The following is a 10,487-nucleotide window of genomic DNA, read 5'->3' as shown; positions in this document are numbered from 1 at the left end:
GCTCCCGCAGCCCCGAAAGATCATCGCGTCCAACGGCCACGGTCCTCGCAACTCCCACAGATCGCGGGTGTTGCGAGGACCGTTAGAACCCAAGGTGTACCGGGGCCCTGTGATGACGTGCGGCCGCCTACGGGCGGCGCGGTTCGCTCAGCCGCACTGGCAGGTGCCGCCCGACTGGCAGCCGCAGCCGCAACCCGAGCCGCAGCCGCAGGCGGCGAGCAGCGGGAGGCTCCTGGGCTCGGCGGGCTGCTCGGTCTCGCGGTTCTGCGTGGGGTCGGGGACGGTGCTGGGGGATTCGGCCATGGGTCCCTCCTCGAGGCTGGTGCCTTTGTCCATTCCATGCCCGTTCCGCCGGGCGCATCAACGGCGCACAGTGGCTCGGCCAGGCCCCCGCCGGGGGGAGGGCCGGGAGCTACGCCCCCTCGACCCCCGTGACCGGCTGGATGTCCGACTGGAGCTCGTCGGCGTGCTCGCCCGTGACCAGGTAGACCACCCGCTTGGCGACCGCCACCGCGTGGTCGGCGTAACGCTCGTAGTACCGGCCGAGGAGGGTGACGTCCACGGCCGTCTCGATGCCGTGCTTCCAGCGGTCGTCGATCAGGTGCTGGAACAGGGTGCGGTGCAGGAGGTCCATCTCGTCGTCGTCCTGCTCCAGCTGGAGGGCCAGGTCGACGTCCTTGGTGACGATCACCTCGGCCGCCTTCGCCATCAGGCGCTGCGCGAGCTGGCCCATCTCCAGGATGGTCGCGTGCAGGTCGTGCGGGACCGCGCGCTCGGGGAAGCGGAGGCGGGCGAGCTTGGCGACGTGCTGGGCGAGGTCGCCGGAGCGCTCCAGGTCGGCGGACATGCGGAGCGAGGTGACGACGATCCTGAGGTCCGTCGCCACCGGCTGCTGCCGGGCCAGCAGTGCTATGGCCCGGGCCTCCAGGCCGTGCTGGAGCTCGTCCACCTTCTGGTCGGCCTCGATCACGCTCTCGGCCAGCTTGAGGTCGGAGTCGAGGATGGCCGTCGTGGCGCGTCCGATCGCCGACCCGACCAGCCGGGCCATCTCCACCAGGCTGTCGCCGATCGAGTCCAGTTCCTCGTGGTACGCGTCCCGCATCTTCGGCTCCCTCTCGTGCGTTCTTCGTTCGGGGGTTGGTACAGGGGCGGCGGCCGACCGCCGCCGGCGAGACCGGTATGACAACCGGCGGTGCGAACCCCACGCTTCCACGTTCCGGCCCCTACGCGTCCGTTTCCGTCACCCCGAATGAACCGTCACTGGCCCCCAGGTGAACTCTGGGCGACGAGTGTTCGAGGTCGCACTCGGATGGGTGCGGGCACGTCGCACCCCGTGCCTAACCTTGAGGCATGGACGTGAACGCGGCGGTCGCCGCAGCGGCAGCGATCGCCGGAGTACTCACCGGCGTCATCGCCATGCTCGCGTTCCGCTTCAGCGAGCGCGAGCAGAAGCGCCCGACCCGTACCTCCCTGCACACCGACGCGGTGCTGCCGCCGGGCGTGGACACCGTCCTGTCCGTGCTGCGGTCCTCCGCCGTCGTCCTCGACGAGGCCGACGCCGTGGTCAAGGCCAGCTCCGCCGCGTACGCCCTCGGGCTCGTACGCGGCGGCAAGCTGTCCGTGGAGCCCATGCTCCAGATGGCCCGGGACACCCGGCGGGACGGGGAGATACGGCAGGTCGAGCTGGACCTGCCCCGGCGCGGCACCGGGCGCGGCGAGGCCCTCGCGGTCTCCGCGCGTGTCGCCCCGCTGGGATCGCGGCTGGTGCTGCTGCTGGTGGAGGACCTGACCGAGGCCCGGCGCATCGAGGCGGTACGACGCGACTTCGTCGCCAATGTGAGCCACGAGCTGAAGACGCCCGTCGGTGCGCTCTCCCTGCTGTCGGAGGCCGTCATGGACGCCTCCGACGACCCGGAGGCCGTGCAGCGCTTCGCCGGGCGGATGCAGATCGAGGCCACCCGGCTGACCAGCCTGGTGCAGGAGCTCATCGACCTGTCGCGGGTGCAGAACGACGACCCGCTCGAGGACGCCGAGCCGGTGCGCGTGGACGAGCTGGTCGCCGAGGCCATCGACCGCTGCCGGCACCAGGCCGGCACCAAGCAGATCACCATGGCCACGAACGTGTGGGCGCCCGAGGGGCTCGACCAGGGTGCTGGCGGGCGACGGGCGGGCAGTCCGGCGGAGCTGCACGTGTGGGGCAACCGCGGCCAGCTCGCCGCGGCCCTCGGCAACCTCGTCGAGAACGCCGTCAACTACTCCCCGCCCCGCACCCGGGTCGGGATCGCCGCCCGCAGGATGACCGTGCCCGGCGGCGACCTGATCGAGATCGCCGTCACCGACCAGGGCATCGGCATCTCCGACAAGGACAAGGAGCGCATCTTCGAGCGCTTCTACCGTGTCGACCCGGCCCGTTCGCGTGCCACGGGGGGCACCGGACTGGGCCTCGCGATCGTGAAGCACGTGGTCGCCTCGCACGGCGGGGAGGTCACGGTGTGGAGCGCCGAAGGACAGGGCTCCACCTTCACCCTGCGGCTGCCCGAGGCCGCCGCGGCCCGTGCGGCCCGCGAGCGCGGCCGTGACCGCGCACAGCAGCACCCCGCCCTCGACGACGAGGCCGGGCAGCCCCCCACAGTCTCATCTCCGTACGAATCGCTTCCCGCCCCGGAGGTCCTTCCGTGACCCGAGTGCTCGTCGTCGAGGACGAGGAGTCCTTCTCCGACGCCCTGTCGTACATGCTCCGCAAGGAGGGCTTCGAGGTCGCCGTCGCGGCCACCGGGCCCGACGGACTCGACGAGTTCGAGCGCAACGGCGCCGACCTCGTCCTCCTCGACCTGATGCTGCCGGGGCTGCCCGGTACGGAGGTGTGCCGCCAGCTGCGCGGCCGCTCCAACGTCCCCGTGATCATGGTGACCGCCAAGGACAGCGAGATCGACAAGGTCGTCGGTCTGGAGATAGGGGCCGACGACTACGTCACCAAGCCCTTCTCCTCCCGGGAGCTGGTCGCCCGCATCCGCGCGGTGCTGCGCCGGCGCGGCGAGCCCGAGGAGGTCGCCCCGGCGGCGCTGGAGGCCGGCCCGGTCCGGATGGACGTCGACCGGCACGTGGTGACGGTGTCCGGCTCCAAGGTCGATCTGCCGCTGAAGGAGTTCGACCTGCTGGAGATGCTGCTGCGCAACGCGGGGCGCGTGCTGACCCGGATGCAGCTCATCGACCGGGTCTGGGGCGCCGACTACGTGGGCGACACCAAGACGCTGGACGTCCACGTCAAGCGGCTGCGCGCCAAGATCGAGCCGGACCCGGGGGCCCCGCGCTTCCTGGTGACGGTACGGGGGCTCGGCTACAAGTTCGAGCCGTAGGCCCGCGGCCCGGGCGGAGGCACGGCGAAGGGCGGCACCCCCGCAGTGGGGTGCCGCCCTTGTGCGTCCGGGCGCCCGCGGGCGCGGGCCGGTCGGCCGGTGTCAGTGGCCGGCGGCCGACTGCGACGCCGAGTCGCTCGGGACGACCTTGTCCGGGGTGCCGGCCGGGGAGCCGTTCTCCGAGGCGTTCGGCGAGCCCGCCGGGGGCTTCGCCGTGGACCCCGGCTTGCCGGAGGCGGTGGCGGAAGCGGTGGCCGTGGCGCCCGGGGCGGCCGGGATGCTGCTCGGGCCCCACTTGTCGAAGTAGGTCCCGGCCGGGACGACGAAGGCGCGCAGGCTCACGTCACCGGTCTTGCTGAAGGTGAAGGTGATCTTCTGGGCGTTGCCGTCGGTGACGTTGGGGCCCATGTCGGTCAGCGCGGCGGAGGCGTTGCCCTTGCCGCCGATGACGACGGAGCCGCCAGCCGGGACGGTCAGCTTGCCGCTGCCCTTGCCCTGGGCGGGGGTGAGCTGCGCGGAGCCGTCGCCGTCGACGCGGACCCCGTCCAGCGTCTGGTCGGCGGTGCCGTTGTTGAAGACGGTCGCGGAGATGACGGCCGGGCCCTTGGTCTGGGTGCCCGGCTGGGTGATGATCACCGCGTTCTGGACCTTGATGCCGCCGACGGTGACGGCCGCGTTGTCCGGCTTGACCTCGAGCGTCTGTGCATCGTTGCCGGCACCGCACGCGGCGAGCGAGGCGAGCGAGAACGCGATGGCGGCGGCGGCGAGGGCGCCGCGTCGAAGGCTGCTGCTCACGGCGGCGGCAACTCCTTGAACGTAGGCGGTACAGGGCGGCTCTCGGATAAAGCCGCCCTAAGCGTCTGTCAGCGGCCTTAGGTTACCGAGCCGTTCCCTGGGGCCCGCACCCGACCCGCCCCTGCGCCTGCCGGGGCACCCGGACACCGCTCGCGGACGAGGCCCAGGGAGCGCTCTCAATGCGGCTCTCCGGCCGCCCGCCGACCGCATTGGCCGTGCCGTCGTCCGCCATTCGCATAAGCGCCGTCCGGCATACCCGCCGGATTGGCCGAGGGCCGCGCCGCGCCCCCTCTCGCGGATTTCCGCCGAAGGAATGCGCCGCCGCCGCGGGAATTGATCACCGATCGCCGGGCCGGTCGTTGTGCCGCGGCCGTGATCAATTTCGGATTCGTCCCGAACGCGACGGAGGTCACCGAACGGAGTAGCGGAAGTCGGACACATGGAACCGGACAAATCGGGATGTTCAGCCGTTTGGACGGGCGGCCGGATGTGTGTAACGTACGAGTTTCTCCCCGTGCGGGCAGCCCCTCCGACCTGCGAATACCCGCTTCCTCTTGAGGCGCCGACCCCTTCCGAAGCACGTCCCGGTTGCTGTTGTCAAGCCCTGAGATATGCCCTGACCTGCGAAAACGCCATTCAGAAGACGCCGTATCCGTGTTACCCTGGATAGCCACGGAAGGGGTACCTGTCACATGACGTTCAAGGTTGGCGACACCGTGGTCTATCCCCATCACGGGGCCGCGCTGATCGAGGCCATCGAAACTCGCCAGATCAAAGGCGTGGACAAGACCTACTTGGTGCTGAAGGTCGCCCAGGGTGACCTGACGGTACGTGTGCCAGCGGACAATGCGGAGTTCGTCGGCGTGCGTGATGTGGTCGGTCAGGACGGGCTGGACCGGGTCTTCGAGGTGCTGCGCGCTCCGTACGCCGAGGAGCCCACGAACTGGTCCCGTCGCTACAAGGCAAACCTGGAGAAGCTCGCCTCCGGCGATGTCATCAAGGTCGCGGAAGTCGTGCGTGACCTGTGGCGTCGCGAGCGCGAGCGCGGACTCTCCGCCGGTGAGAAGCGCATGCTCGCCAAGGCCCGCCAGATCCTGGTGAGCGAACTCGCCCTCGCGGAGAACACCAACGAGGACAAGGCCGAGGCCCTGCTCGACGAGGTTCTCGCGTCCTGACGCGAGGTGCCCTGACATGAGGCGGCCGCCGGTCCGTCTCGGTTGAGCGTTCAGCACAGCGAAGCCAATGCCGCGGTGCCCGGTGACGTGACTGCTGTCGCCGGGCGCTGCGGCATGTTCGCACCCGCTGTACGAGATGCCCCGAGCACCCGATGCCCGCGGTGCCCGTGGTGCGCTCCTCGCGGTACGAGCGGCAGGTACCCGCACGCGGGACGGCCATGCCGTACGGCGGGGGAGGTCCCCCGATACTGTGTGCCGGGCCCGGGCATGTCGACTCGACCGCGGTCACGGAAGGGTCCGGTCAAGGCGTCCCGCCCGGCACGGTGTGGCCATACCCACGTAGGCCCCGCCGCCAAACCGGCGTCTGCCGGGCGGCCTCCGCCGCCTGCGTCCGCCAGGTGCCGGCCGGTCCGTCCGCCCGGGCGGGCGACCCCGGTTCGGCGGCAGGCCCCGCACACGAACCCGACAGGAACCGATGTCTGACGAATCGCGCCCCTCGCCCGCGGGCGCCCAGCCTTCAGCCCCCGTCGCCGCCGTGATCCCGGCCGCCGGCCGGGGCGTACGCCTCGGCCCCGGCGCGCCCAAGGCGCTGCGCACGCTGAACGGCACCCCCATGCTCGTCCACGCGGTGCGCGCCATGGCCGCCTCCCGCGCGGTCTCGCTGGTCGTCGTGGTCGCGCCGCCCGACGGCGCCGCCGAGGTCAAGTCGCTCCTCGACGCGCACGCGCTGCCCGAGCGGACCGACTTCGTCGTCGTCCCCGGCGGCGAGAGCCGCCAGGAGTCCGTCCGGCTCGGCCTGGCGGCGCTGCCGCCCGGTCACGACATCGTGCTCGTCCACGACGCGGCCCGGCCGCTGGTCCCGGTGGACACCGTGGACGCGGTCATCGAGGCGGTACGCGACGGGGCGCCCGCCGTCGTGCCCGCGCTGCCGCTCGCGGACACCGTCAAGCAGGTCGAACCGGCCGCCGAGCCCGGCGCGGCCGAGCCGGTGGTGGCCACGCCGGACCGCTCGCTGCTGCGGGCCGTGCAGACCCCGCAGGGCTTCGACCGGGCGACGCTGGTACGCGCCCACGAGACGGTCACCGACAACGTCACCGACGACGCGAGCATGGTCGAGCAGCTCGGCGAGCGGGTCGTGGCCGTGCCCGGCCACGAGGAGGCGTTCAAGGTCACCCGCCCGCTGGACCTGGTCCTCGCGGAGGCGGTCCTGGCCCGCCGGAGGCTGAACGATGGCTTCTGAGACGCCCCGCACCCCCGCGGACCCCGGCGCGCCGGCGACCCCCGGCTCTCCCGTGCCGCTGCCCCAGGTCGGCATCGGCACCGACATCCACGCCTTCGAGGACGGCCGCGAGCTGTGGTGCGCCGGCCTGAAGTGGGAGGGAGAGGGACCCGGACTGGCCGGCCATTCCGACGCCGACGTCGTCGCGCACGCCGCCTGCAACGCGCTGTTCTCGGCCGCAGGGCTGGGCGACCTCGGACAGCACTTCGGCACCGGGCGCCCCGAGTGGTCCGGCGCGTCCGGCGTCACGCTGCTGACCGAGGCCGCGCGGATCGTGCGCGCCGCGGGCTTCCGGATCGGGAACGTCGCCGTCCAGGTCGTCGGTCCGCGGCCGAAGATCGGCAAGCGCCGCGAGGAGGCGCAGGAGATCCTCTCCGAGGCGGCCGGCGCGCCGGTGTCCGTCTCCGGCGCGACCACCGACGGGCTGGGTTTCCCGGGGCGCGGCGAGGGCCTGATGGCGGTGGCCACGGCGCTGGTGGTGCGGGCGGGCTGAGGGTGCGGTCGGGCTGACGGCGTGCGAGGGTACCCGGAGAGTCACCAGTGACCGAGGACCCGGAGGGTGCCCCCATGTCCGCCGTACTGTCCGACCGGCTCAAGAACCTCCTCGACAGCCCCGTCTTCATCGTCGTCGGCACCGTGCAGCCCGACGGCAGCACGCAGTTGTCCCCGGTGTGGGTGAAGCGGGACGGCGACGACATCCTCGTCTCCACCACCGTGGACCGCCGCAAGACGAGGAACCTGGACCGCGACCCCCGCGTCAGCGTCGTGGTCCAGGACCCCGAGTCCCCCTACGAGTACGCCGAGATCCGCGGCACCGCCGAGCTGACCACCGAGGGCGGCCAGGAACTCATCGACGAACTGTCCGTGAAGTACAGCGGCAAGAAGTACGCCGAGTTCAACCCCGCCTCGGCCCAGGACTCCGAGCGAGTGGTCGTGCGGATCCGGCCGCGGAAGGTCGTCGGGAGCCTCTGACCCCCGGCCGGGGCGGCCGCCCGCGCCCGCACCGCGGCGCCGCCGGAGGCGACCGACGGCTCGCGGTCCGGCGGACGCGCGGCCGCGTCCGCGCCGAAGGGCCGCACGCGCGGCCGCACGGCCGAGTCGGGGACGCGAATACGGGGATTCACGGGCAAGGAGGGGACACGAATCCGCGGCCTTGTGGCGAAGCCGAGTCGGGGACGCGAATACGGGGATTCACGGGCAAGGAGGGGACACGAATCCGCGGCCTTGTGGCGAAGGGGCGCCAGGCACTGTCCCCGGCCCACTACCCTGGAGTGGTGACTATTCGCCTGTACGACACCAGCGCCCGGCAGATCCGTGACTTCACCCCGCTCCGGCCGGGCCGCGTCTCGATCTACCTGTGTGGCGCCACCGTGCAGGCCGCCCCGCACATCGGGCACATCCGGTCGGGCCTGAACTTCGACATCATGCGCCGCTGGTTCGCCTACCGCGGCTACGAGGTGACGTTCGTCCGCAACGTCACCGACATCGACGACAAGATCATCGCCAAGTCGCGCGAGCAGGACCGCCCGTGGTGGTCCATCGGCTACGACAACGAGCGCGCGTTCAACGACGGTTACACCGCGCTCGGCTGCCTGCCGCCCACCTACGAGCCCCGCGCCACCGGCCATGTGCCGGAGATGGTCGAGATGATGCGCACCCTCATCGACCGCGGGCACGCCTACGCCGCCGACGGCAACGTCTACTTCGACGTGCGCTCCTTCCCCGGCTACCTCCAGCTGTCCCGGCAGGAGCTGGACAACCTGCTCCAGCCCTCCGGCGAGGGCGAGACCGGCAAGCGCGACCCCCGCGACTTCGCCATGTGGAAGGCCGCCAAGCCGGGCGAGCCGACCTGGCCCACCCCGTGGGGCGAGGGCCGGCCGGGCTGGCACCTGGAGTGCTCCGCCATGGCGCACAAGTACCTCGGCTCCGCCTTCGACGTCCACGGCGGCGGCCTGGACCTGATCTTCCCGCACCACGAGAACGAGATCGCCCAGGCCAAGGCCTACGGCGACGACTTCGCCCAGTACTGGGTGCACAACGCCTGGGTGACCATGGCCGGCGACAAGATGTCCAAGTCGCTCGGCAACAGCGTGCTCGTCTCCGAGATGGTCAAGCAGTGGCGGCCCATCGTGCTGCGCTACTACCTCGGCACCCCGCACTACCGCTCGATGATCGAGTACAGCGAGGAGTCGCTGCGCGAGGCCGAGTCCGCGTTCGCCCGCATCGAGGGCTTCGTCCAGCGCGTGGTGGAGAAGGCCGGCCCGGTGGAACCGTCCGCCGAGGTGCCGCCCGCCTTCGCCGAGGCGATGGACGACGACCTCGGTGTCCCGCAGGCGCTCGCCGTCGTCCACACCACCGTCCGGCAGGGCAACAGCGCGCTGGCCGCGGACGACAAGGAGGCCGCCGTGGCCCGGCTCGCCGAGGTGCGCGCCATGCTCGGCGTCCTCGGCCTCGACCCGCTCGACGAGCAGTGGGCCCAGGAGAGCGACCGCGGCGACGACCTGCACGGAGTCGTGGACAGCCTGGTCCGCATGGTGCTGGACCAGCGGGAGGCCGCCCGGGCCCGCAAGGACTGGACGACCGCGGACGCCATCCGCGACCAGCTCGGCCAGTCCGGCCTGGTCGTCGAGGACAGCCCGCAGGGCCCCCGCTGGAGCCTCGGCCCCCGCTGAGACCGCGCGGTCCCCGGAGATCGACTGTGCCGCCCGGCGTACCGGGCGGCACACTTCATAGACGTAGCGGCACACTTCCATAGAGGTAGTGGACCGACTACGTGACAGACGTACGCCTAAGACGTACGACGCTTTCGACAGACAGGTAGGTCATGGCCGCGAACAACCGCCGCATGTCCGGCAAGAAGGGCGCGCAGGTCGGCAGCGGCGGCAAGCGGCGCCGCGGCCTGGAGGGCAAGGGCCCCACGCCGCCCGCCGAGATGCGCAAGGGACACGCCAAGCAGCGCGCCGCCCAGGCGAAGACGCGCCGCGCGCAGGGCCGCCCGCAGCAGCGCCGTGGATCGGGCAGGTCCTCGGCCGAGCTCGTCGTCGGCCGCAACCCGGTCGTCGAGGCGCTGCGCGAGGGCGTGCCCGCCACCACGCTCTACGTCCAGCAGTTCATCGACAACGACGAGCGCGTCCGCGAGGCGCTGCAGCTCGCGGCCGAGCGCGGCGGCATCAACCTCATGGAGGCCCCGCGCCCCGAGCTCGACCGGATGACGAACGGCCTCAACCACCAGGGCCTCGTCCTCCAGGTCCCGCCGTACGAGTACGCCCACCCCGAGGACCTCGCCGACGCCGCCGCCGACGCGGGCGAGGACCCGCTGATCGTCGCCCTCGACGGGGTGACCGACCCGCGCAACCTCGGCGCGGTCGTCCGGTCCGTCTCCGCGTTCGGCGGGCACGGCGTGGTCGTCCCCGAGCGGCGTGCGGCCGGCATGACCGCCGGCGCCTGGAAGACCTCCGCGGGCACCGCGGCCCGTACCCCCGTCGCCCGCGCCACCAATCTGACGCGCGCCCTGGAGGCGTACCAGAAGGCGGGCATCACGGTCGTCGGCCTCGCCGCGGACGGCGAGGCCGAACTCGGCGACCTGGAGGCCCTGGAGGGCCCCGTCGTCATCGTCGTCGGCAGCGAGGGCAAGGGACTGTCCCGGCTGGTCGGCGAGACCTGCGACCTGCGGGTACGGATTCCGATGCCCGGCGGGGCGGAGTCGCTGAACGCGGGTGTGGCCGCGGGCATCGTCCTGTACGAGGCGGCGCGCAGGCGCGGCTGACGGCGGGGGCGGCCGACCGCACCCGCCCGGCCCGGACGCCCGGCCGACCCGGCCCGGACGCCCGGCTGAGCCGGAACGGGTGTCCGGCCGGCCCGGCACGGGTGTCCGACCCGGAA

Annotated in this window: 11 protein-coding genes; 8 read left to right on the top strand and 3 right to left on the bottom strand. The window is 72.3% G+C overall.

The window, feature by feature from the left end; all coding sequences use genetic code 11:
- Positions 1 to 147 precede the first annotated feature (147 nt).
- Positions 148 to 303, bottom strand: a complete 156-nt coding sequence (locus ACF061_RS35210; protein ID WP_392271087.1) for a hypothetical protein — start codon at positions 301 to 303, stop codon at positions 148 to 150.
- 109 nt (positions 304 to 412) lie between these two features.
- Complete coding sequence (phoU, locus tag ACF061_RS35205; protein ID WP_392271086.1) at positions 413 to 1,102, bottom strand: phosphate signaling complex protein PhoU; 690 nt, start codon at positions 1,100 to 1,102, stop codon at positions 413 to 415.
- A gap of 248 nt (positions 1,103 to 1,350) precedes the next feature.
- Between phoU and ACF061_RS35200 the strand changes: the two genes are divergently transcribed.
- Complete coding sequence (locus ACF061_RS35200; protein WP_392271085.1) at positions 1,351 to 2,679, top strand: sensor histidine kinase; 1,329 nt, start codon at positions 1,351 to 1,353, stop codon at positions 2,677 to 2,679.
- Positions 2,676 to 3,356 (top strand): response regulator, encoded by a 681-nt coding sequence (locus ACF061_RS35195; RefSeq protein WP_392271084.1) that lies wholly within the window; start codon positions 2,676 to 2,678, stop codon positions 3,354 to 3,356. The genes ACF061_RS35200 and ACF061_RS35195 overlap by 4 nt, the downstream gene beginning before the upstream one ends.
- A gap of 102 nt (positions 3,357 to 3,458) precedes the next feature.
- Here the strand turns inward: ACF061_RS35195 and ACF061_RS35190 are convergent, their stop codons facing one another.
- A complete protein-coding gene (locus ACF061_RS35190; RefSeq protein WP_392271083.1) occupies positions 3,459 to 4,151 on the bottom strand; it encodes a DUF461 domain-containing protein in 693 nt (230 codons plus the stop codon).
- Between the two features lie 692 nt (positions 4,152 to 4,843).
- Between ACF061_RS35190 and ACF061_RS35185 the strand changes: the two genes are divergently transcribed.
- From ACF061_RS35185 to rlmB, 6 genes are all read left to right on the top strand, one after another.
- Positions 4,844 to 5,326, top strand: a complete 483-nt coding sequence (locus tag ACF061_RS35185; protein ID WP_003953493.1) for a CarD family transcriptional regulator — start codon at positions 4,844 to 4,846, stop codon at positions 5,324 to 5,326.
- Positions 5,327 to 5,801: 475 nt separating this feature from the next.
- Positions 5,802 to 6,566, top strand: a complete 765-nt coding sequence (gene ispD, locus ACF061_RS35180) for a 2-C-methyl-D-erythritol 4-phosphate cytidylyltransferase (RefSeq protein WP_392271082.1) — start codon at positions 5,802 to 5,804, stop codon at positions 6,564 to 6,566.
- Positions 6,556 to 7,098, top strand: coding sequence for a 2-C-methyl-D-erythritol 2,4-cyclodiphosphate synthase (ispF, locus tag ACF061_RS35175; protein ID WP_392271081.1), 543 nt, complete (start codon positions 6,556 to 6,558; stop codon positions 7,096 to 7,098). Before ispD ends, ispF begins: the two co-directional genes overlap by 11 nt.
- A gap of 74 nt (positions 7,099 to 7,172) precedes the next feature.
- Entirely contained in the window at positions 7,173 to 7,577 is a 405-nt protein-coding gene (locus ACF061_RS35170) for a PPOX class F420-dependent oxidoreductase (RefSeq protein WP_392271080.1), read from the top strand.
- 302 nt (positions 7,578 to 7,879) lie between these two features.
- Positions 7,880 to 9,277, top strand: a complete 1,398-nt coding sequence (gene cysS / locus ACF061_RS35165) for a cysteine--tRNA ligase (protein WP_392271079.1) — start codon at positions 7,880 to 7,882, stop codon at positions 9,275 to 9,277.
- A 152-nt stretch (positions 9,278 to 9,429) separates the two neighbouring features.
- The gene (gene rlmB, locus ACF061_RS35160; RefSeq protein ID WP_392271078.1) at positions 9,430 to 10,371 is read left to right on the top strand and encodes a 23S rRNA (guanosine(2251)-2'-O)-methyltransferase RlmB; all 942 of its coding nucleotides are present in this window, start codon (positions 9,430 to 9,432) and stop codon (positions 10,369 to 10,371) included.
- Positions 10,372 to 10,487: the final 116 nt, after the last annotated feature.

The organism is Streptomyces sp. NPDC015220 (assembly GCF_043079345.1).
Taxonomy (GTDB): domain Bacteria; phylum Actinomycetota; class Actinomycetes; order Streptomycetales; family Streptomycetaceae; genus Streptomyces.
Note: the sequence above shows the minus strand (reverse complement) of the source record. Positions and strands in the feature narration are given on the sequence as shown.

What these genes read in the sequence shown, in the direction of transcription:
- ACF061_RS35210 (WP_392271087.1), bottom strand. Translation starts at nt 303, where the DNA reads ATGGCCGAATCCCCCAGCACCGTCCCCGACCCCACGCAGAACCGCGAG.
- phoU (WP_392271086.1), bottom strand. Translation starts at nt 1,102, where the DNA reads ATGCGGGACGCGTACCACGAGGAACTGGACTCGATCGGCGACAGCCTG.
- ACF061_RS35200 (WP_392271085.1), top strand. Translation starts at nt 1,351, where the DNA reads ATGGACGTGAACGCGGCGGTCGCCGCAGCGGCAGCGATCGCCGGAGTA.
- ACF061_RS35185 (WP_003953493.1), top strand. Translation starts at nt 4,844, where the DNA reads ATGACGTTCAAGGTTGGCGACACCGTGGTCTATCCCCATCACGGGGCC.
- ispD (WP_392271082.1), top strand. Translation starts at nt 5,802, where the DNA reads ATGTCTGACGAATCGCGCCCCTCGCCCGCGGGCGCCCAGCCTTCAGCC.
- ispF (WP_392271081.1), top strand. Translation starts at nt 6,556, where the DNA reads ATGGCTTCTGAGACGCCCCGCACCCCCGCGGACCCCGGCGCGCCGGCG.
- ACF061_RS35170 (WP_392271080.1), top strand. Translation starts at nt 7,173, where the DNA reads ATGTCCGCCGTACTGTCCGACCGGCTCAAGAACCTCCTCGACAGCCCC.
- rlmB (WP_392271078.1), top strand. Translation starts at nt 9,430, where the DNA reads ATGGCCGCGAACAACCGCCGCATGTCCGGCAAGAAGGGCGCGCAGGTC.